Here is a 25,932-nt window from a genome sequence, read left to right on the forward strand (position 1 = left end):
CCTGCAGGCGGCTCGATCTTGCGTCGGCTCCGACCGGCTATTTCGGCTTGCCGCCGGTCCACACCACGTTCTGGCCGAACAGCGGCACGGTCGTCACCGACATTTTCGCCGAGCCGTCCTGCACCTGGCGCGAATGCGAGAGATAGATCAGCGTCTCGTTCTTCTTGTCGTAGATGCGGTTCACCACCTGCTTCTTCCAGATCAGGCTGATGCCTTGCTTGAATACCTCTTCGCCGCCCTCGCTCATGTCGATGTCGCCGATGGTGATCGGCCCGGTCTGGCGGCAGGAGATCGAGGAATCAGACGGATCCTCGAACCAGTTGCCCTTGTGCAGCCGGTCGATGACGCTGCGGTCGAAATAGGAGACATGGCAGGTCACGCCGTCGATCTTGGGGTCCTTGATGGCCTCGACGATGATGTCGTTGCCGACCCAATCGACGCCGACCTTGCCGACCTCCTCTGCCGCTGCGGCACCGGCGCCAAGGGCAATGCATGCGGCCAGCGCGCCGCCGATCAGTTTCTGCCCAATCCGTCTCTGCCCAGTCCGTCTTTGCAAGGGAGCCTCCTCAGGTTCAGTTTGCCGGTCTCAGGTGGGATAAGGGCCAGCTGTTTGCAAGGTAGCGTCCAGCCCGGTTGCGGCAACGCGGCATCTTTGCCAAAGCGATCTTGAGCACTATGGTCTGCCCGTCATGAAATTGGAGGGCACTCAGCATGTCGTCGTCTTTGGACCCACATTCTTCGTCGCTATTCAGTTCAAAGGCAGCACGCTAGATGTACAGCGACGCGTCCCCTCTGATGCGCTTTATCCTTGTTGGCATCATCGTTGCGATGGTCGCCGGGCTCGGTGCAATGACCGTCTTGTCGTACAGGCCTTTCCAGAGTGGCGAACCGTATGGCGCGCCATTCACGCTGGTCGACCAGAAAGGCGCGCCAATCACCGAAGCCGCCTTCCGGGGAAAACCCAGCATCGTCTTCTTCGGCTTCACCCATTGCCCGGAAGTCTGCCCGACCACTTTGTTCGAAATGGCCGGCTGGCTGAAGACGCTGGGCAACGACGGCAAGAACCTCAACGCCTACTTCGTTACCGTCGATCCAGAGCGCGATACGCCGCCGGTGATGGACACTTACGTCAGCAATTTCTCCGACCGCATCGTCGGCATATCGGGCGATCCCGACAAGGTGCACGCCATGGCGAAGTCCTTCAACATCTACTGGAAGAAGGTCGACACCGGCGACGGCGATTACACGATGGACCACACCGCCTCGGCGCTGCTGCTCAACGCCAAGGGCGAGTTTTCGGGCACCATAGCCTATGGCGAAAGCGCCGACACCGCGATCGCCAAGCTGAAGCGGCTGGCGGCGGGCTAGGCATGATCCCGAAACGTGGATTCCGCTTTTCTCGGACAAAAAAGTGTTGTCCGGAGATCATGCTCGAACAAGAGACCAGCTGATGGGTCAGACCAGGCTCCACTTCATCGCTGGGAAGATCGAGGCCGACCGCATCTTTGCCGCGCTCGAACCGGCTTTCGAGGATGAAGGCCTGCCGATCGCCGTGCTCGAACTCGATGAAGACCGCGACATCTACGAGGTTTCGCTCTACACCGACGGCAATGTCGACGCGGTTGAGGCGCGGCTAAGGGACAGCCTTGCCGGACTGTCCCTGTCGAAGCCGATCGAGCGCGAGGTTCTGCCCGATATCGACTGGGTGGCGCGCTCGCTGGAGGGACTGAAACCGGTGCGCGCCGGACGTTTCTTCGTCCATGGCGCGCATGACCGCCGGAAGCGCCACAGCGGCGAACTCGCCATCGAGATCGAGGCTGGCCTTGCCTTCGGCACCGGCCATCACGGCACCACTGCCGGCTGCCTCGAAATGCTGGAACGGGTCGTGCGCCGCGAACGTCCCAGGAATGCCCTCGACCTCGGCACCGGCAGCGCGGTGCTGGCAATCGCCGTCGCCAAACTGGCGCATATTCCGGTGCTGGCGACCGACATCGATCCGATCGCCGTCAGGGTCGCCGCCGCCAACGCCCGCCTCAACCACGTCAAGGCGCTGGTTGAAACGGTGACGGCGCCCGGCTTCCACCACCCGATCTTCGGCAAGCGCGCGCCTTTCGACCTCATCGTCGCCAACATATTGGCGCGGCCGCTGATGCGGCTGGCGCCTGAGATGGCGAGGCACATCAGCCTCGGCGGCTCGATCGTGCTGTCCGGCATCCTCGAGCGGCAGTGCAATGCGGTGATCTCGGCCTATGTCGGCCAGAATTTCCGCCATGTCAGGACCTTGCATCGCGAAGGCTGGGTAACGATCCACCTGAAGCACTGAGACGCAACGCGCTTTGGACCATCCGAGGCTGTTTGCGATTGGCGAAAATCGATTCCGGTTTTCCGGGTCATGCGCTACGGTCGCGCCCGATACAGGAGGCATACCATGTTCCAGACCTTCGATTCCGCAGGCGACCCGAGCGTCGGCAAGCCGCGCGTGACGTTGCTACGGCAATGGCTGGCGGATAACGGCCTCGACGGTTTCCTGGTGCCGCGCGCGGACGAGCACCAGGGCGAGTATGTCGCCGATCGCTCGGCGCGGCTGAAATGGTTGACCGGCTTCAGCGGCTCGGCCGGCGTAGCACTTGTGCAGCGTGACCGCGCCTTCATGTTCGTCGATGGCCGCTATACCTTGCAAGTGCGCCACGAAGTCGATCTCGACATTTTTGCGATCGAGAGCCTGGTCGACAACCCGCCGGCCTCCTGGATCAAGGACAATCTCGGCAAGGGCGCCAGGCTCGGCTTCGACCCCTGGCTGCACACGATCGCTGAGGTCAAGGCGCTGAAAACCTCGGCCGAGCAATCCGGCGCAACGCTGGTGCCGCTCGACAGGAACCCGATCGACATCATCTGGAAGGATCAGCCGGCGCCGCCCGTGGCGCCGGTCGAAATCCACCCGATCGGCTTTGCCGGGGAACTGGCGAAGGACAAGCTGGCGCGGCTGGCGTCGGCAATCGGCAAGGAGGGCGCGACGCACGCCGTGCTCACCGACCCCTCCTCGATCGCCTGGGCCTTCAACATCCGTGGCGGCGACGTGCCGCACACGCCGCTGGCGCTCGGCTTTGCGATCCTCGCCGCCGACGGCAAGCACCAGCTGTTCATGGACAGCCGCAAGTTTTCGCGCACGGTCGCCGCCTATCTCACCCAACTCGCCGATCTGTACGAGCCCGGCGAATTCGAGGCGGCGGTCGCAGCCCTTGCCAAGGGCGGCGCCAAGATCGCGCTCGATCCGGTGCTGGCGGCGGAAAAGCTGAGAATGCTGGTCGAGGACAATGGCGGCACATTTGTTTCAGCAGCCGATCCCGCCCGCATTCCGCGCGCCACCAAGAACCAGGCGGAAATCGCCGGCAGCCGCGCCGCGCACCGCCGGGACGGCGCGGCGGTGGCGAAACTGCTGTGCTGGCTGGAACGGCAGAAGCCGGGCACGCTCGACGAAATAACCGTTGTCACCAAGCTGGAGGAAACGCGCCGGCAGACCGGCGAGGAAACGCAGATGCCGCTGCGCGATGTCTCCTTCGACACCATTTCCGGCGCCGGGCCGAACGGCGCCATCATGCACTACCGCGTCTCGCGCGCCACCAATCGCAAGCTGGCAAACGGCGAGCTGTTCCTGCTCGATTCCGGTGCCCAGTATCAGGATGGCACCACCGACATCACCCGCACCGTGCCGATCGGCCAGCCGACCGAGGAGATGCGCGAGCGCTTCACGCTGGTGTTGAAGGGCATGATCGGCATTTCCACGCTGCGCTTTCCCGCCGGCACGCGCGGCTCGGAAATCGACGCGGTGGCGCGCATGGCGCTGTGGAAGCATGGCTGCGACTTTGCCCACGGCACCGGCCATGGCGTCGGCTCCTATCTGGCGGTGCACGAAGGGCCGCAGCGTATCGCCCGCACCAGCACCGAAAAGCTGCTGGCCGGCATGATGCTGTCCAACGAGCCCGGCTATTACAAGGAAGGCTCCTACGGCATCCGCATCGAGAACCTGATCCTGGTGACGCCGGCTGAACAGGTGGAGGGCGGCGACATCGCCATGCACGGTTTCGAGACGCTGACGCTGGCGCCGATCGATATCAGGCTGATCCGCACCGACCTGCTGACGCGCGAGGAGTTGCACTGGCTGGATACTTACCATGCCTGGGTGCTGGCCGAGATCGGCCCGATGCTCGACGGCGAGACGCTGGCCTGGCTGGAGAAGGCAACAGCGCCGCTGCCGCACGACGCCAAGATCTGAAATGAGCTTCTTCTCCCCGTCACTATACGGGGAGGTGAGGAGCGGTCCGCGAAGCGGACGAAAAAGCAATTGCTTGGCTTTTCGAGTGACGAACGCCCGGCAGGGCAATGAGGGGCGGCGCCGACAGTTCGAAACTGTTCTGCCGGCAGGCGCCCTATGCCACAAACTGCCGCACTAGGATCAGCACCACCGCCCCGGCCAGAAACATCGCCATCAGGCCGGCGCGCAGCGAGACCACAGCGGCGACGACCAGTGCCGCCCATTCCGCCGGTCCGGCGCTGAGTGCGGCGGGCGCCACCAGCGTCGTCAACACCGCCGCCGGCACGGCGTTCAAGCCAGCCTCGACGCGTGGATGGATGTGGTCGAAGCGCGAGATCACCAGATGGCCGCCGACGCGGGTGAGATAGGTGGCGATCGCGCCGGCAATGATGATCCACAAAGTCGCGCTCATCGTTTTGCCTCCACACCGCTATGGTGCGGCGGCAGGATGACGGCCAGCAGCACGCCGGCAGCGGCGCCGATGGAGACGTGCCACGGCGATCCCACCGTCTTGTAGGCAATGATCGAGGCAGCGGCACTGGCAATCACCACCGGCAGCCACAGTGGCCGGTTGCGAAAGCCCATGACCAGCCCGAGGAAATAGATCGGCAGCAGGAAATCGATGCCCAGCGCATGCGTGTCGGGGATCAGCTTGCCGAACACCGCGCCCAGCGCGCTTTCGATCCCCCAGAACACATACACCGGCAGGCCAAGGCCCATATACCAGGCAAAGCCAACGGTCTCGCCGGCTTCGGCCCTGCGCTCGGCCACCGCGAACTGCGGATCGGTGAGCACGAAATAGCCCAGCGCTTGGCTGATAACCGGCCAGTGCGCGATTCGCCGGCCGATGCTGGCGGAGTAAAGCACGTGACGGAAGTTTACCGCGAAGATCGACAGCACGATCAGCCATGGCGCGACATGCTGGCCGAACAATTCGATGCCGACCATCTGGCTGGCGCCGCCGAAGATCAGCGCGCTCATCAAGAAAGCTTCGAGAACGGAAAAGCCGTTGTCGACGGCGATGGCGCCGAACAGCAGCCCAAATGGCGCCGCGGCGACAACCACCGGCATCGACAGCCACACGCCGTCCCAGAAGTCGCTGGCCACGGAATTTTCGCTTAAGGTCTCTGCCGACATGTCACATTCCCATCTTGCGCTGCTATGTAGGAGCCGGCGTTTGAAAAGTCAGACGAATTCGCTTGAGCCAACAAATCAGCGAAACTGATGTTGTAAAAAAATGAGGGGTTCGGATGATCGCTTATGATTTCACCGGCAGGCACGCGGTTGTCACCGGTGCCGGTGGCGGTATGGGCGAGGCGATCTCGCTGGCGCTGCTCGAGGCCGGCGCCTCGGTCACCGCCATCGACGTCAAGCCGCGTCCGGCGTCGCTTGCCGCCTATGACGACCGGCTCACCTTTGCCCAGGGCGACCTCACCGACGCCGCCTTTGTCGAGCAGACCATCAACGCCGCGGGCCGCAAGCGCGGCGGCATCGATTATCTCGCCAATGTCGCAGGCGTGCTCTGGTTCGGCCGCGACAAGTCGGCCCTCGAGATGGACCTTGATGTCTGGGACCAGGTCTTCAACATCAATCTGAAATCCTTCGTCCACACCGCGCGGGCGGTTGTCCCGCATATGCGTGCGGGCGGGCGTGGCGGCGCCATGGTGCATTTCTCCACCATCCAGTGGTATCGCGGCGACCCGACCCCGCAGGATGCCTACCAGGCCTCCAAGGCCGGCGTCTGTGCGCTGTCGAAGTCGCTCGCCATGCAGTTGGCGGGCGATGGCATCCGCTCCAATTCGATCTGCCCGGGCATGGCGTTGACGCCGTTGCAGGCGCGCTGGGATACCGAGGAGAAACGCGCTGCCGTTGCCAATTATGCGCCGCTCGGCCGCATCGGCACGCCGCAGGACATGGCCAATGCCACGCTCTTCCTGCTTTCCGATGCGGCAAGCTACATCACCGGCATCGAACTGGCAGTCGACGGTGGGCTTTTGATGCGGATGTAGCCGTGCAGCGCGCGGGGCTGATTTAGCTCCGCGGTGCCGTGCCCTGGATCGCCCTGCCCCAGTCGAGCAGCGGCTTGGCGCGCAAGGCGAAATCGACAAGCTCGTCGACCAGCGTCGGCGCGTGAATTCCAGCCGGATCGATCATGTGCTGGACATAGAAGTGCCGGTTGCGGATGGCGTCGACAAGATCGGGTTCGTTGACCTGCTCGAAGCCGCGCGGCGTGCGCTTCATGCGGCCCTCGGTTTCGAGTTCGAAGCCGTTTTTCCTAAGGGTTGAAAGCAGTTTTCGGAACTCGGCCGGCCGGGCGACGATCGCCTTGCGCATCGCCAGCAGCAGGGACGGCTCCGGATTCCACCAGGCGACATCGGCAAAGCAGCGGTCGATCCCGACATAGACGAAGAACACGCCCTGCTCCATCTTGGTGCCATCCGGCGACAGCATGGCCGACAAATGCTGGTTGTAGGGCCGCTTGTCCTTGGCGAAGCGCACGTCGCGGTTGATGCGAAACAGTGACTTCTTGCGGTCTCCGCGCAAGCCCAGACCCGCCGCCGCGAAGCGCTCCGTCAGCGTCTCGACCAGATCGCAGAACGGCTCATGCAACTCGCTGTCGTAAAGCGCGCGGTTTTCCTGGAACCATTCGCGGCTCTGGTGGAAGTCGAGCGCCTTGAGGAACGGTATAGCTTTTTGCCCAAACCCTTTGAACGAACCGGCGGTCATGCCTTGCCGACCCGTTGCAGCCAGGTGTCCTCGTCGATGACTTCGACGCCGAGTTCGCTGGCCTGCTTCAGTTTGGAGCCGGCGCCCGGCCCGGCCACCAGCAGATCGGTCTTCGCCGACACCGAACCCGCCACCTTGGCGCCGAGCCGTTCGGCCATCGCCTTGGCTTCGGAGCGTGTCATCTTTTCCAGCGTGCCGGTGAAGACGATGGTCTTGCCGGCAACCTCGCTGTCGGTCGACACGGTGACGACATACGGCTTCGGCTTGACCTGTTCGAGCAGTCTGTCGAGCACGTCGTCATTGCGTTCATTGCCGAAGAAATCGCGCAACGCATCGATCACTGTATCGCCAATGCCGTTGATGGAGGGGAAGACGCTGTGCGGATCCTCAGCCGCCGCCGTTTCCTTGCCGACGCGGATCAGCTCCTCGATGGTCGAAAACGTCCGGGCAAGCACGGCCGCCGTCGTTTCGCCGATATGGCGGATGCCGAGTGCGAAGATGAAGCGGTCGAGCTCCGGCTGGCGGCGCGAATCGATGGCCGCGAACAGCTTGTCGAGACCTTCATAATTGCGGTCCTCGACACCGCGCACATTCTTGCGCGCCTTGCCCGATGCCGCCTCGCGCAGCCGCGCCTGCTCCTCGCGCCGCTCGGCCAACGCCCTGGTGACGGCCGGGCGGCGATCCCTGAGGGTGAAGATATCGGCGGCGGTCTTGACCAGTCCCGAATTGAAGAACAGGTCGATATTCTCGGCGCCCAGCCCCTCGATGTCGAGCGCGCCGCGCGACACGAAATGACGCAGCCGCTCCACAGCCTGGGCGGCGCAGATCAGCTCGCCGGTGCAGCGCCGGCGCGAATCCTCCTTGCCGGTCTTTTCGTTGATTTCGCGCGTCGCCGGCGAGCCGCAGACCGGACAAATGTGCGGGAATTCGTAAGGCACCGCATCAGCCGGCCGCTTGCCGACGACCACGCTGACGATCTGCGGAATGACATCGCCCGCCCGTTGGATGACAACCGTGTCACCGATGCGGACATCGATGCCGTCGCGAATCGGCAGGCCGTTGCTGTCGAAGCCCTTGATGTAGTCCTCATTGTGCAGCGTGACGTTTTCGACCACCACGCCGCCGACCGTGACCGGCGCCAGCCGCGCCACCGGCGCCAGCGTACCGGTACGACCGACCTGGATGTCGATCTTCTGCACCGTGGTCATCGCCTGTTCGGCCGGGAATTTGTGCGCAACGGCCCAGCGCGGCTCACCGGTGACAAAGCCCCAGCGACGCTGCAATTCCAGCTGGTCGACCTTGTAGACGACACCGTCGATGTCGTAGCCGAGCGACGAACGCAGCTCCTCGATTTTGTGGTAGTGCGCGATCAGCTCCTCGACCGACTTCGCCCGCACCATCAATGGGCTGACCTTGAACCCCCACTCGGCGAATTTCTGCACCGAATCATATTGGGTCGGCGCCGGATCCGCTGTCGTGTAGCCCCAGGCATAGGCAAAAAATTTAAGATTGCGGCTGGCGGTGACGGACGCATCCTTCTGTCGCAAGGAGCCCGCTGCCGTGTTGCGCGGATTGACATAGTCCTGGCCCCCCACCGCCGCCGAGCGGGCCTTCAGTGCCTCGAATTCCGCATAGGTCATGTAGACTTCGCCGCGGATCTCGATGGTCTCGGGCCAGCCCGATCCTTTCAGCTTGGCGGGGATGTCGGCGATGGTCCTGAGATTGGCGGTGATGTCTTCGCCGACAGCGCCGTCGCCGCGGGTAGCACCCTGCACGAACACACCGCGTTCATAGCGCAGCGACGCCGACAGCCCGTCGATCTTCGGCTCGGCCGTAAACGCGATGTCGAGATCCTTGTCGCGGTCGAAGAAGCGCCGGCCACGCTCGATGAAATCGGTGACGTCCTCGTCTGTATAGGCCTTGGCGAGGCTGAGCATCGGCACCGCATGGCGCACCTTGGCAAAGCCTTCCGCCGGCGCGGCGCCGACCCGCAGCGAGGGCGAATCCTCGCGCACCAGACCGGGAAAGCGCTCCTCGATGGCAAGATTGCGCCGCCGCAGCGCGTCATATTCCGCGTCCGTAATCGTCGGCGCGTCCTCGGCATGATAGCGCCTGTCATGACCGGCGATCTCCTCGGCCAGCCGCTGGAGCTCATCCGCGGCTTCGCTTTCGCTCAACGATTCGACTGGTTTTTCAGACATGCAGCGGTCCCTGGACAGTGGCGCGACACCATAAATCAGGATTTCGGAAAAAGCATTCCTGAACAGCGGGATGGGGCCATATCCTGACTCAGTCCGAAAGCCTTGCGACGACTACGCTGCAGCAATATTCTCGCGCAGCAGCCGTTCCGCGGCTGCGCGCGCCTCTTCGGTGATGGTGGCGCCGGCCAGCATGCGCGCAATCTCTTCCTGGCGCGCCGCCCGGTCCATCTCGGCAATGCCGGTGGCGACCCTGTCGGTGCCACCGGATTTGGAAATCAGGAAATGCGTTGCCGCGCGCGCCGCCACTTGCGGAGCATGCGTGACCGACAGCACCTGCACGCGCTTCGACAGCCTGGCCAGCCTTTGGCCGATCGCATCGGCCACGGCGCCGCCGACGCCGGTGTCGATCTCGTCGAAGACCAATGTCGGCGCCGAGCCACGGTCGGCCAGCGCCACCTTGAGCGCCAGCAGGAAGCGCGACAGCTCGCCGCCGGAAGCGACCTTCATCATCGGGCCGGGCCTGGTACCGGGATTGGTGCGCACCCAGAACTCGACCTGGTCGATGCCTTCTTCCATGCGGTTCTCGCCATCGCTGGCCAGGTTGACGATGAACTCAGCCCGTTCCAGCTTCAGCGCCGGCAATTCGGCCATCACAGCCTTGGTCAGGCCGACCGCGGCCGCATGGCGAAGGGCGGAGAGCTGGGCTGCGGAAATATCGTAGGCTTCGCGCGCCGCTGAGGCCTGCTTTTCCAGGACATGCAGGCGCCCCTCGCCGGCATCGAGATCGGCGAGATCGGCGGACATGGTGTCGCGCAGTTGCGCCAAATCGTCGACGGCCACACTGTGCTTACGTGAGGCCGCCCGCAGCGAAAACAGCCGCTCCTCCGCCTTCTCCAGCCTCTGCGGGTCGTATTCGGTGGCGCGCAGTGCCGCCTCGACGCCCGATTGCGCTGCATCCAGCGACAGCATCGCCTCATCCAGCGACTTCACCACATCCTCGAGCAGGCCCGGCGCTTCGCTGGCCTTGCGCTGCAGGCGCCGGAGCAAACTGGCCAGTTGCGGCAGTGGCGAGGACGGGCCTGACAGCACATCCTGCGCATCGTGTATTTCCGAGGCGATCTTTTCGGCCCGCATCATCGTGGCGCGCAATTCGGCCAGTTGCGTCTCTTCCCCGGGCTGCGGATCGAGCTTTGCCAGTTCCGCCACCGAGGCCCTGAGATAATCGGCCTCGCGCGCCGCTGCCTCGACCTTGGCGCGGTGCCTGGCAAACTCCTGCTCGGCGCCGCGCCAATAGCGCCAAGCCTCGCCGGTCGCGCGGGCAGCGCCCAGATGGCCGCCAAAACTGTCCAGCAATTCGCGATGGGCGCCGGGATCGACCAGAGCGCGCTCGTCATGTTGGCCGTGGATCTCGACCAGCGCGTGGCCGATGTCGCGCATCAGGGTGACGCTGGACGGCTGGTCGTTGACGAAGACACGGGTGCGGCCATCCGCGGTCTGCAGCCGGCGCAGGATGATGTCGCCGTCATCCTCGATGGCGTTTTCGGCCAGCAGCGCGCGCACCGGGTGGTTGCGCGGCACATCGAAGACGGCAATGACCTGGCCCTGGGCAGCACCGTGCCGCACCAGCGAGGCGTCGCCGCGGGCGCCAAGCGCCAGCGACAGCGCGTCGAGAAGGATGGATTTGCCGGCGCCGGTTTCACCGGTCAGCACGGAAAGGCCGGGCTGGAAGTCGATATCCAGCTTCTCGATCAGGACGATATCGCGGATCGACAGTCTGGAAAGCATCAGAACCCGGACCTCAAGCAATTCCAGGAAAAGTGCGTAGCGGTTTTCCGTCCGGAATTGCGTACAACAAAAAGTTAGGACGGTTCAGCGCCTCAATCAAACCACTGAACCGCTGTGAAGCGGCATGCGACCGATGGAGTCGCAGCGCCGCACTATCTTTTTGTTTGAGCGTCGGATCAATCCGAAAAGCGCGTTCCGCCTCAGTCGATGCTCGGGCGTCAGGCGCCGGTGATCAGCTTGCCGGCCTTGGATATCCACGATCCGGCATTCTCGCGCGGCTCAAGCCCGTTGCTCTGCAACAGCTTGTAGGTATCCTTGTACCATTGGCTGTCGGGATAATTGGTGCCGAGCACCGCAGCGGCGGTTTGCGCTTCCGAGGTCAAGCCCATCGCGTAGTAGCTTTCGGCCAGACGCGCCAGCGCCTCTTCGACATGGCGGGTGTTGGAATAGTTCTCGACCACGTTGCGGAAGCGCTTGACGGCAGCAATGTATTCGCGCCGCTCGAGATAATAGCGGCCGATCTGCATCTCTTTGCCGGCCAGCTGGTCGTTGGCGAAACGGATCTTTTCCTTGGCGTCGTCGACATATTCCGACGTCGGCCAGCGCGTCACCAGATCCTGCATCGTCTGCACGGTCTGGCGTGCTTCCTTCTGATCCTGGGTGACGTCCTTGATCTGCTTGTAGTAGCTCAGCCCGATAATATACTGGGCGTAAGCCGCGTCGTCGGTCGACGGATAGAGCGTGAGATAGCGCTTGGCCGAGCCGATCGCTTCGTCATAACGGCCGGCGCGATAGTCGGCGAAGGCGCCCATCACCATCGATTTGCGGGCGAATTCCGAATAGGGGTGCTGGCGGTCGACGGCGTCGAACTTCTTGCTCGCCTCATCCAGGCGGCCGGCATTGAGATTGGCAAGGCCTTGATTGTAAAGGACGTCGGCCGGTTCGGTCTGGTCGACATAGGTCGACAGGTCGACGTCTTTCTCGGACGACATGCAGGCCGAGAGGAACAGCGATGGCACAACCACCGAAAGCGCCAGGAAAACAGCCCGATACGGCGCTTTCGATTGACCAACTCGCTTGAAGAACATGATTGGATTGCGCCCTTTCGGCGTTAGTTCAATGCCTTTCGCATGGCGTCCCTCAAAACTGATCCCCACTTTTGAGCGACATGCGCCTAACAGACGGCAGCAGCCATAAACCATAACTGCCTTGCCCAGCAACGCTATGTCTAGCCAATCGCACATTTTTGTGGCGGCTTGGTGTTGCCCGGAAAGCTATGCACTTTCACCGCCGGTGATGCATCCGTGCAACACCGGCCAGCGTTCAGAAAGCCAGAAATACGTTAAGAATCAGATCACCCAAGGTGCAAAGACAGGGCCGGTGACGGCGCTCATCTCGGCGGTGCGGCCGCGCTCGCGGCGCGTGGTCTCGACGACCTCGAAGGCCGAACGGTCGGACAGAAGCCGCCGCAAAGCAGCCGCATTCATCCGGTGACCGCCGCGATAGGAGCGGAAGCAACCGATGAAACGGGCGCCGGCCAGCGCCAGGTCGCCCATGGCGTCCATCGTCTTGTGGCGAGCGAACTCATTGGGATAGCGCAGGCCACCCATGTTGATCACCCGGTTGTCGTCGCCGATCACCAGCGAGTTCTCCAGCGAGGAGCCCAGCGCATAGCCGGCCGCCCACAGCCGCTCGACATCCTTCATGAAGCCGAAGGTGCGGGCGCGCGCGATATCCTGGCGAAAGATGTCGGGGTTGATGTCGGAGGCGAATAGCTGGCGGCCGATCGCCGGGCTTTCGAAATCGATCTCGACCTCGAAGCGCGTGCCGCTATAGGGCCTGAACTCGGCCCAGGACGCGCCATTCTCGATGCGGACGGGCTTGACCACCCTGATGTAGCGGCGCTTGACCGCCAGCGTCTCGATGCCGGCTTGGTCGATGGCTTCCACGAACGCCACCGCACTGCCATCGAGGATCGGAACCTCATGACCGTCGATCTCGATGACGATGTTGTCGATGCCGAGCCCGAAAAGCGTCGCCATCAGATGTTCGACGGTGGCGATATGCTCGCCTGCCGGATCGCCGAGCATGGTGCAGAGATCGGTCGCGCCGACTTCAGCAACCAGCGCGCGGAACTCGCGGCTCTCGCTTCCGTTCGAAAGGTGGAAGAGCACGCCGGTGTCGGCGTCCGCAGGGAGGAAATTGACGGTGACCGGTTTGCCGCTGTGAACGCCGGTACCGGTCAGCGTTGCACGCGATTTCAGCGTCGTCTGATAGTCTTGCAAGACAAACCCCATAGCCCAAACGCCTAAGTCCGCTTTAACCCAAAAGGCACGGCTCTTTTTTATCGGCAGGCAGGGCCACTTCCCCGAATCCCAGCACACCGAAAGTGCTGCGGCAAAGATAATGGTCTGTCAGGGAGACTCCAAATCACGGTTTCTTACTCTGTGTAACCGCGACAGACCTTGAGCGTCACATCGTAACGCCTTGTTATTAAACCACTTTAAACGTTAACAGGCAGACAATCTCTCGTCTGCCTGTTAACAAGTGTTACATACCGTTAACGGCTCAGTTGGCCTGGCGGCGCAGGAAAGCCGGTATCTCCAGCTGGTCGTCTTCCTGGGTCGACCTGGTCTGCGGCGTCAACCGGCCCTGATCGTCGAGCTGGCCGCGGCGCGGCGCGTAAAGCTGCGGATCCTGGCTGGCAAGGCGGCGCATTTCCGGCGCCGCCTGGCGCAGTTTCGGTTCGCGCGGCTGAGCCGGCTGCAACCGGGCCGGCTCTTCTTCGCGGCGCGTCAGCCCGTTGGTCAGCCGCTTGAGCAGCCCCATCGGCCCGCTGTTTTCATGGTCGGCCGGACGGCCCTTGGCTTCCACCTCGGCCCGCACCACCGGCGGAAAATCCTCCACCCGCGGCATGCGCTGCGGTGCGGCAGCCACCGGCTGCGGCATTTCCCGGATCGGCGCCGGTTGCATCACCTGCTGCACGACAGGCTGCGGCTGGGCAGGCGGGGCTTGGAAGATCTTGCTCTGCGGGCGGAAATCTTCCGCCTGGGCCATCGGCGCCGGACGAGCCATTGCCGCCGCATTGGCCTCGGCGAGCTGGATCGCCTCGGCCACCGGATCGGCCGCGCGCTGCTCATAGGTCTGCTGCTGGACCGGTGCCGGACGGCCTTCCGCCCCCGGAGCCGCTGGGCGGCTGACCGGCTTCTGCTGCGGCGGTACGGCCCGGATCGAGATCGGCGCCGCGGCAATTTCAGCTGCCGATTTGTCGATGCCGGTGGCGACCACCGAGACGCGGATGACGCCTTCGAGTTCCTCGTCGAAGGTGGCGCCGAGGATGATGTTGGCGTCCTGATCGACTTCCTCGCGGATGCGGGTCGCGGCCTCGTCGACTTCGAACAGGGTCAGGTCGCGGCCGCCGGTGATCGAGATCAGCAGGCCCTTGGCGCCCCTCATCGAGGTCTCGTCGAGCAACGGATTGGCGATCGCCGCCTCGGCGGCGGCCATCGCGCGGCCCTCGCCCGAAGCTTCGCCGGTGCCCATCATCGCCTTGCCCATTTCGCGCATCACCGAACGCACGTCGGCGAAGTCGAGATTGATCAGGCCTTCCTTGACCATCAGGTCGGTGATGCAGGCAACACCGGAGTAGAGCACCTGGTCGGCCATGGCGAAGGCGTCGGCAAAGGTGGTTTTGTCATTGGCCAGCCGGAACAGGTTCTGGTTGGGGATGACGATCAGGGTATCGACACATTTCTGCAGCTCCTCGATGCCGAGATCCGCCGTCTTCATGCGGCGCTGGCCTTCGAAATGAAACGGCTTGGTGACGACGCCGACGGTGAGGATACCCCGTTCGCGCGCCGCGCGGGCAACCACGGGAGCCGCACCGGTTCCGGTGCCGCCCCCCATACCGGCGGTGACGAAGCACATGTGGGTGTTGGAGAGATGATCGATGATCTCATCGATGCACTCTTCCGCCGCCGCACGGCCCACTTCAGGCTGCGAGCCGGCGCCGAGCCCCTCGGTGACATGCGCGCCGAGCTGGATCAGCCGCTCGGCCTTCGACATGGTCAGCGCCTGTGCATCGGTGTTGGCCACGACGAACTCGACACCGCGCAAGCCCGCGGTGATCATGTTGTTGACGGCATTGCCGCCGCCGCCGCCGACACCGAATACGGTGATCCGCGGCTTGAGCTCGGTGATGTCCGGCTTTTGCAGATTGATCGTCATTGTCTCCGTCCTTTGCCTTTCCCGCCGCTTCGCCGCCGCGGCCGCCTATGGGGCTGTCCCCGTCAATTAGAAACTGTCTCTCAACCACTGACTCATGCGATGCAGTTTTCCGCCCGTCCCGGTCATTCTGAGACCGGAAATTCCTTTCGCCGGATGGCTCTCGAAGCTCGCCATCTGCGGGTAGATCAGCAGCCCGACCGCCGTCGAGAAAGCCGGCCCCTTGGCAGCTTCCGGCAGGCCCGCCACGCCGAGCGGGCGTCCGATGCGCACATTGCGTCCCAGAATGCGGCGCGCCGCCTCGGGGAGACCCGCAAGCTGGCTGGCGCCGCCGGTCAGCACGACGCGTTTTCCCACGGCATTGCCGTAGCCCGACTTGTTCAGCCGGTCGCGCAACAGTTCCAGCGTCTCGTCGATGCGGGCGCGGATGACGCGCGTCATCACCGAGCGCGGGATCTGCAGCGGCATCTCGCCGTCTTCGCCGATCGGCTGGATCGAGACCAGGTCGCGATCGTCGGCACTGCCGGGCAGCGCCGAACCATGCATCACCTTCAGCCGCTCGGCGGCGTCGAGCGAGGTCGACAGGCCCTTGGCCATATCGAGCGTCACATGATTGCCGCCGATGGCAATGGCATCGGCGTGGACGAACTTGCCTTCCGAAAACACCGAGATGGTCGTCGTGCCGCCGCCCATGTCGATGCAGGCCGCACCCATTTCCAGTTCGTCGTCGACCAGGGCCGCAAGCCCGCTGGCATAGGGCGTCGCCACCATGCGCTCGACCGACAGATGCGAGCGGTTGATGCAGAGCTCCAGATTGCGCAGCGGCGCGGCATCGCCCGTCAGCACATGCATGTCGACGCCGAGCTGGTCGCCGACCATGCCGCGCGGATCGCGCACGCCGCGCTCGGCGTCCAGCGAAAAGCCGACGGGCAGCGAATGGATCACGTCGCGTTCGGCCTTGAGTGCCTGCTTGGCGCCGACGGCAAGCACGCGCTTGATGTCGGCTTCGTCGGCCTGATGGCCACCGAGATTGATGGTGGCCGAATAGGTTTCGCTCTTCAGCCGGCCGGCCGTCATGTTGACGATCAGCGAATCCACGGTCAGTCCCGCCATGCGTTCGGCTGCGTCGACGGACAGGCGAATGGCGTGCTCCGCGCGGTCGAGATCGACGACCACGCCCGACTTCACGCCTTGCGATTTCTGGTGGCCGATGCCGATCACCTGGATGCGGTGCGAGCGGCCGCGCAACAGCTTGCCGTCCTCGCGCGGCTTCAGTTTCGCCACCACGCAGCAAACCTTGCTCGAGCCGACATCCAGCACGGTGAGCGTGCCGGAACGCCGCGAAGAGGCATCGCTGTTGCCGCCAAGCCAGCTCATATCTTCGTCCCCGACTTGCGCTTCAGATTTTGCGGCTTTTCATTGAGCGCGGCCTGGCGCTGCGTCGCCGCTTCCGGCGTCAGCTGCACCACCAGGCGATCGGAGATGCGCATGTCGACGGCGGCGATGTCCCGCGTCAGAAGCCCGTTGTCGTGGTCCATCCGAACCAGATCGGCGATCGCCTGATCCTCGCCATCCTCGGGCAGCTTGATCGTGATGCCGTTTTCCAGCTTAAGGTCCCAGCGCCGTTCGCCGATGCGGATATAGCCTTTGACCCGAGCCGCGAGCTCGGGAAATTTGTTGATCTTGGCCACGAAGTCGGGGGCCTTGGCCGGCGCGCCGGTGCCGATGATCAGCGGCAGCAGCGCCTGCTTGCCGCCGGAGAACGGCGCGATCACCGCGCCGGAGCGTTCGATGACCGAAAGCTCCGCGCCCTGCTGCCAGAGCGCGAAGGGCTCGCGCTCCTCGACACGCACTTCCAGCGTATGTGGATAGACCTTGCGCACCGCCGCCACTTCGACCCAGGGCAAGGTATCAATACGTTCACGCGCGGCTTCGGCATCGAAGCCGATCAGTGACGTCCAGCCGTCGAGCTCGAGCCGGTCCAGTATGTCGATCTCCGAAGTCTGGCGGTTGCCGACCACCTTGATCTGGTCGACGGCAAAGCCGGTCCGGGCGGTGATGCTCTGGACGATGTCGTCGGCATGACCGCCGAGAATGGCGCCATAGAGGCTGCTTGATGCAATGAGCGAAGCCGACAGGATGGCCGCGGAAAAGCGCGGCGCGACGAAGTCGCCGCCGCCCAGGCGCGCCAGCACGCGCACCGGCCGGCGCAGCACGCGCGGCAGCACGAAATGGTCGAACGACAACGGCATGCCGAACAGCGCCGGCCCGGCGCCGCCCCTGCCCTTGTCATGTCCCCATTTCAACGCAGACACGAAGCGTCCTCCACCATCCAACTCAACAATTCGCCAAACGAGTGCCCGGCCTGGGCGGCGATTTCAGGCACCAAAGACGTCGGCGTCATGCCCGGCTGAGTGTTGATCTCGAGCCAGACAATCTCGCCGTTTTCGGAGTGACGGTCGTCATAGCGGAAGTCCGATCGGGAAACGCCCCGGCAGCCGATAGCCAGATGTGCCTTGAGCGCCAGTGTCTGTATTTTTTGGTAAATATTTGATGAAATTTTAGCAGGGATTTCGTGTTTTGATCCGCCGGCGACGTATTTTGAATCATAGTCGTAGAAGGAATGGCCGGTCGGAATGATCTCGCAGACGCCGAGCGCCACGTCGCCCATGACGGCGCAGGTCAGCTCGCGCCCATGGATGTAGCGCTCGACCATGACGGTCTCGCCATATTTCCATTCGGACGAGCCGATGACCTGCGGCGGATGCGACTGCCCTTCATGCACGATGACGACGCCGAAGCTTGAGCCTTCATTGACCGGCTTGACCACGTAGGGCGGCTTCATCGGATGCTTGTTCTGGATGGCAAAGCGGCTGGCAACCTTCGATTCCGCCACCGCGATGCCGGCAGCCTTGGCGACCTTCTTGGCTTGCTCCTTGTTCATGGCGAGCGCCGAGGCGAGCACGCCCGAATGGGTGTAGGGAATGGCCAGATATTCAAGGATGCCCTGGATGGTGCCGTCTTCACCGAACGGGCCGTGCAGTGCGTTGAAGACGACATCGGGCTTGAGTTCGGTGAGCACGGCGCCGACATCGCGCGCAACATCGACGCGGGTAACCTGGTAGCCTTCATTCTCAAGCGCATCCGCACACGCCTTTCCCGAAGACAGAGACACGGGCCGCTCGGACGAGAATCCGCCCAGGAGGACAGCCACATGCTTGTTCTTCATATCCCGTCATCCCTCTCACGGCGGGCCCGCAACCACGCATTCAGCGACCAGATTGAGTCCGAGTCTCCCGGCAGGTTGCCCCCCCAGACGGAAAACGCGGTCGACGCGTCGAACGACTCAAATCAGGAAACGCTTTAAGGCAGAGAATCAGAGAGTTGATTCGCTGGCAAGTGCTTATGATTCCGACAGATTCACTTTCCGCGAAAACGGCCGGAAAAAGCGTGTTGTGAGTCTTTGGAGCAACGGTGGCGCTGTTGTTTCAGACCGTTTGAAGTTCAAGCATCACATGAACTTCAGCTTGCGCTAAAGAAGCTGTCCGAGGAATTCCTGCACGGCATGGCCGGGGCGGAAATTGCCGAGCCGCTTGATTTCCCACTGCAGGCGGATGCCTGAATTTTCAAGCACGCGGGCGCGCACCGTCTCGCCGAGATATTCGAGGTCGTATCCGGTCGCTGTTCCGGTGTTGATCATGAAGTTGCAGTGCATCGGCGACATCTGCGCGCCGCCGATCATCAGCCCGCGGCAGCCGGCCTTGTCGATTTCCTTCCAGGCCGAGGTGCCTTCCGGATTCTTGAAGGTCGAGCCGCCGGTCTTCTCGCGGATCGGCTGCACCGTCTCGCGATGCGCCTGGACGGCGTCCATAGCCGCCTTGATCGCCTCCTGGTCTTCCAGAACACCTTCGAAAACGGCGGAGGTGAAGATCAGCCCGGCAGGTGCGGCCGAGTGACGATAGGCATAGCCCATGTCTTCATTGCTGAGGGTGTGGAGATTGCCCTTGCGGTCGAGCGCCCGAACCTCGACGACACGTTCCCGCGTCTCGACGCCATTGGCGCCGGCATTCATCCTCAGCGCCCCGCCGATGGCGCCGGGAATGCCGTGATAGAAATGAAAGCCGCCAATACCGGCCTCATAAGCGACGGCCGCGACGCGCTTGTCGGGCGTCGCAGCACCGGCCTTGATGACGGTCGGCGAAACCACCTCGGCCTCGCCAAAGCCCTTGGCCGAAAGCCGGATGACGAAACCTGGAATGCCGCCGTCGCGCACCAGGAGGTTGGAGCCGACACCGACGATGGTGAGCGGGATGTCCTCCGGCACGGCGCGCAGGAAGGCAGCCAGATCCTCCTCGTCGGCCGGCTGGAACAGGGCGTCCGCCAGACCGCCGGCGCGGAACCAGGTGATCTTGTCCATCTCGGCATTGGGCGTGATGCGGCCGCGCAGGCCGGCAAGCCGGTCGCCAAGTTTGTCGAGCAGGTCCTGGCCGCGCATCATGAGACGGTACCGCCGAGTTCCCCAGGCAGCGCATAGGCCCATTGGGTGATGTTGCCCGCGCCCAGGAAGATGACGAAGTCGCCCGGTTTCGCCAACGCGCGGATGACGGGCGAAATCGCGGCAGGGGTTTCGACGTAGCGCGCATCGCGATGGCCCCCGGAGCGGATGCGCGACACCAGCGCCTCCGAGGTCACGCCGTCGATCGGCTCCTCGCCCGCCGCATAGACCGGCGCCACCATCACCGTGTCGGCATCGTTGAAACAGACCGAAAATTCGTCGAACAGATCGTGCAGCCGGGTGAAGCGGTGCGGCTGCGCAATGGCGATGACGCGGCCCTTGGTGGCGCTGCGCGCCGCTTTCAACACCGCCGTGATCTCGACCGGGTGGTGGCCGTAATCGTCGAAGATGTCGACGCCGTTCCACGAGCCGGTGTGGGTGAAGCGCCGCTTGACGCCGGCAAAGGACGACAGCCCTTTCTTAATCGCTTCGGCCGACAGGCCGAGTTCATGCGCGACCGCAATTGCGGCGGTGGCGTTGGAGACGTTGTGGCGGCCGGGCATCGGCAGCCGCAGATCCGATATCGTCGTCTGGCCGCCGGTCTTGCGGTCGCGGATCACCACGTCGAATGCCGAGACGGCACCGGCCATGCGGTGGTTGGTGAAACGCACATCGGCCTGCGCGTTCTCGCCATAGGTGATGACGCGGCGGTCCTCGATGCGGCTGACCAGCGCCTGTACTTCCGGATGGTCGGTGCACATCACGCCAAAACCGTAGAACGGCACGTTCTCGACGAATTGCCGGAAGGCCTCGCGCACCTTGTCGAAACTGCCATAATGGTCCAGATGCTCGGGATCGATGTTGGTGACGACGGCGATCTCGGCCGGCAGCTTGAGGAAGGTGCCGTCGCTTTCGTCGGCTTCGACCACCATCCACTCGCCATCGCCCATACGGGCATTGGTGCCATAGGCATTGATGATGCCGCCATTGATCACCGTCGGGTCGAGCCCGCCGGCATCGAGCAGCGTCGCCACCATCGACGTGGTTGTGGTCTTGCCATGCGTGCCACCGATCGCGACCGCCTGGCGGAAGCGCATCAGTTCGGCCAGCATCTCGGCCCGGCGGACAATTGGGAGCAACTTCTCCCGCGCGGCCTTCAGCTCGGGATTGGATTTCTTGATCGCGGTGGAGACGACCACCACTTCGGCCGCGCCGATATTCTCGGCCTTGTGGCCGACAAAGCATTCGATGCCCTTGTCGCGCAGCCGCTGGACATTGGCGCTGTCGGCCTGGTCCGAACCCTGCACCTTGTAGCCGAGATTGTGCAGAACCTCGGCGATGCCGCTCATGCCGATGCCGCCAATGCCGATGAAATGCACAAGGCCGATGGTCTGCGGCATCTTCATCAATGCGTCCCTTTCCTGAAATCCGAAACGGTTTTTCTGGACGCAATAGCCTCTGTGAGATCAGCGAGCAACCGTGCCGCGTTCGGCCGGCCAGCCGACTTCGCTCCGGCAGCCATGGCCGTCAGCCGCTCGGGAGTGTCCATCAGCCCGCCAATGAGAGCCGCGATGCGCTCCGGCGACAGTGACGATTGCGGATGCACCTCGCCGCCGCCCGCCGCGGCAAGGGCGGCTGCGTTCGCCGCCTGATCGTGATCCAGCGCATAGGGATAAGGCACCAGCAGCGCCGGCCGGCCGATGACGGCGATCTCCGAAACCGTCGAGGCGCCGGAGCGCGAGATCACCAGATGCGCCGCGCCCATGCGCTGTGCCATATCGGTGAAGAAGGGCGAGACCTCGACATGGACGCCGAGTGCCGCATAGCCAGCCTTCACCCGCGCCACGTCGTCGGCGCGGGCCTGCTGGGTGATCACCAGCCGCTTGCGCTGCGCCTCCGGCAGAAGTGCGATCGCCGCCGGCATGGCATCGGAAAAGAACTGCGCGCCCTGGCTGCCGCCGAACACCAGGAGCCTGAACGGATCCGCCCCTTGGGATGCCTTATAGGGCGTCTTTGCCGCCTCCAGGATTGGCGGCCTGACCGGATTGCCGGTCGTCACAGTCTTGGCGCCTGTGGCACTTTCATCTTGCGGCAGGAAGCCGCCGGCAATCGCATCGACACGCCCGGACAGCGCCCGGTTGGCGCGGCCCATGACCGCGTTCTGCTCATGGATCAGCGTCGGCAGCTTGCGCCGCGTCGCGGCATAGAGCGGTGGCAAGGTCGGATAACCGCCAAAGCCGACGACCGCATCAGGCTTGATCCTGGCGATGACGGCGGAGGCCTGGCGCACGCCGCGCCAGATCTTCCAGAACGCTCCGAGCAGAGCGGCGGGGTTTTTCGAGCCCATCGTCGCCGACTGGATCGGATGGATGGCGGCGGCCGGGAAATGGCCGGCAAAGCGCTCGGCGCGGTCGTCCGTCGCCAGATGCACGCCCCAGCCGCGCTCGATCAGCTCATGCGCCAGCGCCTCGGCCGGAAACAGATGTCCGCCGGTTCCGCCAGCCGCGAGAAGGATGACACCCCGCGCCATATCACTCCGCCGGCAGGGCGCGCTGCGACAGGGCAAAGCCCATCTGCTTGCGCTTTTCCGGTCGCTTGCGCGTCAGCGCCAGCACCATGCCCATCGAGATGGCAATGGCGATCTGCGAGGAGCCGCCATAGGAGATGAAAGGCAGCGTCATGCCCTTGGCCGGCATCAGTTGCAGGTTGACGCACATGTTGATGACCGACTGCAGGCCGAACACGGTGACGAGACCGCCGACGGCGTAGCGGGTGAAATCATCATGTTCCTTCAATGCCGTGCTCAAGCCGCGCAGCACGATGAAGGCGAAGATCGACATGATGAAGAAGCACATGATCAGCCCGAACTCTTCGCCGGCGACCGAAAACACGAAATCGGCATGCGCGTCGGGGATGACGCGCTTGACCGTGCCCTCGCCCGGGCCGACGCCGAACCAGTGGCCGTTGATCAGCGCCTCGCGGCCCATGTCGACCTGGAATGTGTCGCCTTCGCCGGTCAGGAATTTGTCGATGCGGGCGGCGACGTGCGGGAACACCGTGTAGGCGGCAAACAGGCCGCCGGCGCCGGTGGCGCCAAGCGCGATGATCCATAGCCAGGGCAGGCCGGCCATGAAGAACATGACGCCCCAGGTGCCGGTCACCAGCATGGTTTGGCCGAGATCGGGCTGCGCCACCAGAAGCGAGATGACCAGGATTAGCAGCAGCATGGCAAACAAATTGCCCGGAATGTCGGGCTGGCGCTTGTGTTCTGCGAACAGCCAGGCGCAGACGATGACGAAAGCAGGTTTCAGGAATTCCGACGGCTGGATCGACATGCCGACAAACGACACCCAGCGCCGTGCGCCTTTCACTTCGACGCCGATATAGAGCACGGCCACCATCAGCACCAGCATGATGCCCAGGATGATCAGCGCCATGCGCCGGATCTGCCGCGATTCCAGGAAGGAGACCGCCAGCATTACGCCGAGCGCCGGCACGGTGAAGATGATCTGCCTGGTGGCAAAGTGGAAACTGTCGAGGCCGATGCGTTCGGCCACCGCCGGGCTTGCCGCAAAGGACAAGACAATGCCAAGCCCCATCAGCGACAGGAACGCCGCCAGGAACCAGCGATCGATCGTCCACCACCAGGTTGCAACCGGGCTTTTGTCGAGACGGCTTTGCATTATCGTGCCCCTCCGATGGGTTTGACACCCTCGATAGCATTCGCAGCTTGCCTGAAGGCTTCGCCGCGAACTTCGAAATTCTTGAACTGGTCGAAACTGGCGCAGGCCGGCGACAGCAGCACCACCGCCTCGCCGCTGTCATCCTTGGCCGCGTCTTTCGCGGCATGGTCGACCGCGGCGGCCAGGGTGCCCGAGATTTCATAGGGCACGGCTTCGCCGAGCGTCGCCGAGAACGCGGGCGCCGCCTCGCCGATCAGATAGGCCTTGGCGATGCGTGGGAAAAAACCGCGCAGCGGCTCGATGCCGCCTTCCTTGGGCAGTCCGCCGGCGATCCAGTAAATGCGCGAAAAACTCGACAGCGCGGGTGCCGCCGCATCGGCATTGGTCGCCTTGGAATCGTTGACAAACAGCACGTGGTCCTTGCGTCCGACCTGCTCCATGCGATGCGCGAGGCCTGGAAAGCTCTCCAGTCCCGCCTGGATCTCGCCCAGGCTCAAGCCGACCCTGAGGCAGGCGGCAACAGCGGCAAGCGCGTTCTGCGCATTGTGCTGGCCGCGCAACGAACCGATGCCTTCGAGGAAGGCGACGCGGCTGTAGCGGCCATGGACGGCTTCCATCAGATCGGAACCGTCTGCGAAATAACCGTCGGTCAGCGGCAGCCGCTTGGAGATGCGGATCACCTCCCGGCCCGCCCTCTCCAGCCGGTCAGCGATCTGCGCGCACCAGGAATCGTCAACGCCGACGATCGCCGTCTCGCTGCCGGCAACCAGCCGCTCCTTGATCGAAGCGTAATGCTGCATGGTGCCGTGGCGGTCGAGATGGTCGGGCGTCAGGTTGAGCAGGATGCCGGCCGTCGGGTTGATCGAGGGCGCGAGATCGATCTGGTAGGACGAACACTCGACGACATAGTCCCGGTCAGCCTGCGGTGGATCGAGCGTCATGATGGCGCGGCCGATATTGCCGCCCATCTGCGTGTCGCGCCCTGCCGATTTGAGGATATGCGCGGTCAGCGCCGTGGTCGTCGACTTGCCGTTGGTGCCGGTGATAGCGATGAACGGCGCATCAGGCGCGCGCGCAATCCGCTCGCGGCAGAACAATTCGATATCGCCGATCACTTCGACGCCGGAGCCACGCGCCAGCTCCACCGTCCAGTGCGGCTTGGGATGCGTCAGCGGCACGCCGGGCGAGAGCACGAAGGCCGAGAATTTCGACCAGTCGGCGCCGCGCAGATCGGCGGTCGCAATGCCTTGGTCAGCGGCCTTGGCGACGCTATCGGGATTGTCGTCCCACGCCAGCACGTCGGCGCCGCCCTCGATCAGCGCGCGCGCCGTGGCGATCCCCGAGCCACCGAGCCCGAAGAGCGAAACGCGTTTGCCCGAAAAGGATGCGGCGGGAATCAAGCGGGTTCCTATCTCAGCTTGAGGGTCGACAGGCCGACCAGCGCCAGGATGACGGCGATGATCCAGAAGCGGATCACCACCTGGCTTTCGGTCCAGCCGAGCTTTTCGAAATGATGGTGGATCGGCGCCATCAGGAAGACGCGCTTGCCGGTCATCTTGAAGTAGCCGACCTGGATGATGACCGACAGGATTTCCACGACGAACAATCCGCCGACGATGACCAGCACGATCTCGTGCTTGGTGGCGACCGCGACCGTACCGATCAGGCCGCCCATGGCCAGCGAACCGGTGTCGCCCATGAAGATCGCCGCCGGTGGCGCGTTGAACCAGAGGAAGCCGAGGCCGGCGCCGATGACGGCGCCAAGCACGACAGCCAGTTCGCCGGTGCCGGGCACGAAATGGATCTGCAGATATTCGGCGAACACCGCATTGCCGGAGAGGTAGGCGATGACGCCAAAGGATGCCGCCGCAATCATGATCGGCACGATCGCCAGCCCGTCGAGGCCATCGGTCAAATTCACCGCATTGCCGGCGCCGACAATGACGAAGCAGGAGAACGGCACGAAGAACCAGCCGAGATTGATGATGAATTCCTTGGCGAAGGGGAAGGTCAGCGACGACGAGAACGGCGCCTGGCCATTATGCATGATCGCCCAGGCGGCGATGCCGGCGATGACGAATTCCAACGCCAGCCGCGCCTTGCCGGAAAAGCCGAGATGCGACTGCTTGGTTACCTTGAGATAGTCGTCGTAAAAGCCGATCGAGCCGAAGCCCAGCGTCACCAAGAGCACCACCCAGACATAGATCGAGGAGAGGTTCGCCCATAGAAGCGACGAGCCGACGATGCCGCACAGGATCATCAGCCCGCCCATCGTCGGCGTGCCGGCCTTCTTGAAATGCGTCTGCGGGCCATCGGCGCGGATCGGCTGGCCCTTGCCTTGCCGCAGCCTCAGCGAATTGATGATGGTCGGCCCGAAGATGAAGACGATCAGCGCCGAGGTGATCAGCGCACCGCCGGTGCGAAAGGTTATGTAGCGGAAGACATTGAAGACCGAGACCTTGTCCGCAAAATCGACGAGCAATGTAAACATACGATTCCGTTCCC

Annotated in this window: 22 protein-coding genes; 4 read left to right on the forward strand and 18 right to left on the reverse strand. The window is 63.7% G+C overall.

From position 1 onward, the window contains the following. Window positions 1-37 precede the first annotated feature (37 nt). Complete coding sequence (locus NKH38_RS20625; RefSeq protein WP_023753104.1) at window positions 38-556, reverse strand: CreA family protein; 519 nt, start codon at window positions 554-556, stop codon at window positions 38-40. Window positions 557-792: 236 nt separating this feature from the next. Between NKH38_RS20625 and NKH38_RS20630 the strand changes: the two genes are divergently transcribed. The 3 genes from NKH38_RS20630 to NKH38_RS20640 all read left to right on the forward strand — a co-directional run bounded on the left by NKH38_RS20630 (window position 793) and on the right by NKH38_RS20640 (window position 4,273). Then, on the forward strand, window positions 793-1,368 hold the full coding sequence (locus NKH38_RS20630) for an SCO family protein (protein WP_352446341.1): 576 nt from the start codon (window positions 793-795) through the stop codon (window positions 1,366-1,368). A gap of 82 nt (window positions 1,369-1,450) precedes the next feature. Next, window positions 1,451-2,323 (forward strand): 50S ribosomal protein L11 methyltransferase, encoded by an 873-nt coding sequence (locus tag NKH38_RS20635; protein ID WP_027050615.1) that lies wholly within the window; start codon window positions 1,451-1,453, stop codon window positions 2,321-2,323. A 105-nt stretch (window positions 2,324-2,428) separates the two neighbouring features. Continuing rightward, window positions 2,429-4,273: an aminopeptidase P family protein gene (locus tag NKH38_RS20640; protein ID WP_352761904.1), complete on the forward strand. Its 1,845-nt coding sequence runs from the start codon at window positions 2,429-2,431 to the stop codon at window positions 4,271-4,273. A gap of 154 nt (window positions 4,274-4,427) precedes the next feature. On the opposite strand, the gene NKH38_RS20645 is transcribed toward NKH38_RS20640, so the two are convergent. Both NKH38_RS20645 and NKH38_RS20650 read right to left on the reverse strand, forming a co-directional pair. Beyond that, window positions 4,428-4,724, reverse strand: coding sequence for an AzlD family protein (locus NKH38_RS20645; protein ID WP_352761905.1), 297 nt, complete (start codon window positions 4,722-4,724; stop codon window positions 4,428-4,430). Further along, a complete protein-coding gene (locus NKH38_RS20650) occupies window positions 4,721-5,449 on the reverse strand; it encodes an AzlC family ABC transporter permease (RefSeq protein ID WP_352761906.1) in 729 nt (242 codons plus the stop codon). Before NKH38_RS20650 ends, NKH38_RS20645 begins: the two co-directional genes overlap by 4 nt. A 113-nt stretch (window positions 5,450-5,562) precedes the next feature. Between NKH38_RS20650 and NKH38_RS20655 the strand changes: the two genes are divergently transcribed. Next, entirely contained in the window at window positions 5,563-6,321 is a 759-nt protein-coding gene (locus NKH38_RS20655; RefSeq protein ID WP_352761907.1) for an SDR family NAD(P)-dependent oxidoreductase, read from the forward strand. Window positions 6,322-6,343: 22 nt separating this feature from the next. Here NKH38_RS20655 and NKH38_RS20660 read toward each other — a convergent pair whose 3' ends face one another. From NKH38_RS20660 to mraY, 15 genes are all read right to left on the reverse strand, one after another. Beyond that, complete coding sequence (locus tag NKH38_RS20660) at window positions 6,344-7,039, reverse strand: DUF2461 domain-containing protein (protein ID WP_023741694.1); 696 nt, start codon at window positions 7,037-7,039, stop codon at window positions 6,344-6,346. Beyond that, window positions 7,036-9,240, reverse strand: a complete 2,205-nt coding sequence (gene ligA, locus NKH38_RS20665; RefSeq protein WP_352761908.1) for an NAD-dependent DNA ligase LigA — start codon at window positions 9,238-9,240, stop codon at window positions 7,036-7,038. Before ligA ends, NKH38_RS20660 begins: the two co-directional genes overlap by 4 nt. A gap of 111 nt (window positions 9,241-9,351) precedes the next feature. Then, a complete protein-coding gene (gene recN, locus NKH38_RS20670; protein WP_352761909.1) occupies window positions 9,352-11,025 on the reverse strand; it encodes a DNA repair protein RecN in 1,674 nt (557 codons plus the stop codon). Window positions 11,026-11,243: 218 nt separating this feature from the next. After that, entirely contained in the window at window positions 11,244-12,113 is an 870-nt protein-coding gene (locus NKH38_RS20675; RefSeq protein ID WP_023668284.1) for an outer membrane protein assembly factor BamD, read from the reverse strand. A gap of 261 nt (window positions 12,114-12,374) precedes the next feature. Continuing rightward, window positions 12,375-13,322 carry a UDP-3-O-acyl-N-acetylglucosamine deacetylase gene (gene lpxC, locus NKH38_RS20680; RefSeq protein WP_023668283.1) on the reverse strand — a complete coding sequence of 316 codons (948 nt, stop codon included), beginning with the start codon at window positions 13,320-13,322 and terminating at the stop codon, window positions 12,375-12,377. 271 nt (window positions 13,323-13,593) lie between these two features. Continuing rightward, window positions 13,594-15,252 (reverse strand): cell division protein FtsZ, encoded by a 1,659-nt coding sequence (ftsZ, locus tag NKH38_RS20685; RefSeq protein WP_023699603.1) that lies wholly within the window; start codon window positions 15,250-15,252, stop codon window positions 13,594-13,596. Window positions 15,253-15,318: 66 nt separating this feature from the next. Beyond that, complete coding sequence (gene ftsA / locus NKH38_RS20690) at window positions 15,319-16,626, reverse strand: cell division protein FtsA (protein WP_352761910.1); 1,308 nt, start codon at window positions 16,624-16,626, stop codon at window positions 15,319-15,321. After that, window positions 16,623-17,564 (reverse strand): cell division protein FtsQ/DivIB, encoded by a 942-nt coding sequence (locus NKH38_RS20695; protein WP_352761911.1) that lies wholly within the window; start codon window positions 17,562-17,564, stop codon window positions 16,623-16,625. Before NKH38_RS20695 ends, ftsA begins: the two co-directional genes overlap by 4 nt. Next, window positions 17,552-18,478 (reverse strand): D-alanine--D-alanine ligase, encoded by a 927-nt coding sequence (locus NKH38_RS20700; RefSeq protein WP_023668279.1) that lies wholly within the window; start codon window positions 18,476-18,478, stop codon window positions 17,552-17,554. Before NKH38_RS20700 ends, NKH38_RS20695 begins: the two co-directional genes overlap by 13 nt. A gap of 303 nt (window positions 18,479-18,781) precedes the next feature. Further along, window positions 18,782-19,747 carry a UDP-N-acetylmuramate dehydrogenase gene (gene murB / locus NKH38_RS20705; RefSeq protein WP_352761912.1) on the reverse strand — a complete coding sequence of 322 codons (966 nt, stop codon included), beginning with the start codon at window positions 19,745-19,747 and terminating at the stop codon, window positions 18,782-18,784. Beyond that, window positions 19,744-21,150, reverse strand: a complete 1,407-nt coding sequence (gene murC, locus NKH38_RS20710; RefSeq protein WP_023668277.1) for a UDP-N-acetylmuramate--L-alanine ligase — start codon at window positions 21,148-21,150, stop codon at window positions 19,744-19,746. Before murC ends, murB begins: the two co-directional genes overlap by 4 nt. Continuing rightward, a complete protein-coding gene (murG, locus tag NKH38_RS20715; RefSeq protein ID WP_352672870.1) occupies window positions 21,150-22,274 on the reverse strand; it encodes an undecaprenyldiphospho-muramoylpentapeptide beta-N-acetylglucosaminyltransferase in 1,125 nt (374 codons plus the stop codon). The genes murC and murG overlap by 1 nt, the downstream gene beginning before the upstream one ends. A 1-nt stretch (window position 22,275) precedes the next feature. Then, window positions 22,276-23,427: a putative lipid II flippase FtsW gene (ftsW, locus tag NKH38_RS20720; RefSeq protein WP_023668275.1), complete on the reverse strand. Its 1,152-nt coding sequence runs from the start codon at window positions 23,425-23,427 to the stop codon at window positions 22,276-22,278. Continuing rightward, window positions 23,427-24,827 carry a UDP-N-acetylmuramoyl-L-alanine--D-glutamate ligase gene (murD, locus tag NKH38_RS20725; protein ID WP_023733073.1) on the reverse strand — a complete coding sequence of 467 codons (1,401 nt, stop codon included), beginning with the start codon at window positions 24,825-24,827 and terminating at the stop codon, window positions 23,427-23,429. Before murD ends, ftsW begins: the two co-directional genes overlap by 1 nt. A gap of 8 nt (window positions 24,828-24,835) precedes the next feature. Further along, a complete protein-coding gene (gene mraY / locus NKH38_RS20730) occupies window positions 24,836-25,918 on the reverse strand; it encodes a phospho-N-acetylmuramoyl-pentapeptide-transferase (RefSeq protein ID WP_023668273.1) in 1,083 nt (360 codons plus the stop codon). Window positions 25,919-25,932: the final 14 nt, after the last annotated feature.

The organism is Mesorhizobium sp. M1078 (genome assembly GCF_040318615.1).
Lineage (GTDB): Bacteria > Pseudomonadota > Alphaproteobacteria > Rhizobiales > Rhizobiaceae > Mesorhizobium.

Excerpts from the sequence above, each read along its gene's own strand:
- murB (WP_352761912.1), bottom strand. The coding sequence starts at position 19,747 with ATGATGCGCGGCCAGGACCTGCTCGACAAACTTGGCGACCGGCTTGCC.
- NKH38_RS20650 (WP_352761906.1), bottom strand. The coding sequence starts at position 5,449 with ATGTCGGCAGAGACCTTAAGCGAAAATTCCGTGGCCAGCGACTTCTGG.
- NKH38_RS20700 (WP_023668279.1), bottom strand. The coding sequence starts at position 18,478 with ATGAAGAACAAGCATGTGGCTGTCCTCCTGGGCGGATTCTCGTCCGAG.
- NKH38_RS20655 (WP_352761907.1), top strand. The coding sequence starts at position 5,563 with ATGATCGCTTATGATTTCACCGGCAGGCACGCGGTTGTCACCGGTGCC.
- NKH38_RS20645 (WP_352761905.1), bottom strand. The coding sequence starts at position 4,724 with ATGAGCGCGACTTTGTGGATCATCATTGCCGGCGCGATCGCCACCTAT.
- ligA (WP_352761908.1), bottom strand. The coding sequence starts at position 9,240 with ATGTCTGAAAAACCAGTCGAATCGTTGAGCGAAAGCGAAGCCGCGGAT.
- NKH38_RS20660 (WP_023741694.1), bottom strand. The coding sequence starts at position 7,039 with ATGACCGCCGGTTCGTTCAAAGGGTTTGGGCAAAAAGCTATACCGTTC.
- ftsZ (WP_023699603.1), bottom strand. The coding sequence starts at position 15,252 with ATGACGATCAATCTGCAAAAGCCGGACATCACCGAGCTCAAGCCGCGG.
- NKH38_RS20635 (WP_027050615.1), top strand. The coding sequence starts at position 1,451 with ATGGGTCAGACCAGGCTCCACTTCATCGCTGGGAAGATCGAGGCCGAC.
- lpxC (WP_023668283.1), bottom strand. The coding sequence starts at position 13,322 with ATGGGGTTTGTCTTGCAAGACTATCAGACGACGCTGAAATCGCGTGCA.
- mraY (WP_023668273.1), bottom strand. The coding sequence starts at position 25,918 with ATGTTTACATTGCTCGTCGATTTTGCGGACAAGGTCTCGGTCTTCAAT.
- murC (WP_023668277.1), bottom strand. The coding sequence starts at position 21,150 with ATGAAGATGCCGCAGACCATCGGCCTTGTGCATTTCATCGGCATTGGC.
- NKH38_RS20675 (WP_023668284.1), bottom strand. The coding sequence starts at position 12,113 with ATGTTCTTCAAGCGAGTTGGTCAATCGAAAGCGCCGTATCGGGCTGTT.
- ftsA (WP_352761910.1), bottom strand. The coding sequence starts at position 16,626 with ATGAGCTGGCTTGGCGGCAACAGCGATGCCTCTTCGCGGCGTTCCGGC.
- ftsW (WP_023668275.1), bottom strand. The coding sequence starts at position 23,427 with ATGCAAAGCCGTCTCGACAAAAGCCCGGTTGCAACCTGGTGGTGGACG.
- murG (WP_352672870.1), bottom strand. The coding sequence starts at position 22,274 with ATGGCGCGGGGTGTCATCCTTCTCGCGGCTGGCGGAACCGGCGGACAT.
- NKH38_RS20640 (WP_352761904.1), top strand. The coding sequence starts at position 2,429 with ATGTTCCAGACCTTCGATTCCGCAGGCGACCCGAGCGTCGGCAAGCCG.
- recN (WP_352761909.1), bottom strand. The coding sequence starts at position 11,025 with ATGCTTTCCAGACTGTCGATCCGCGATATCGTCCTGATCGAGAAGCTG.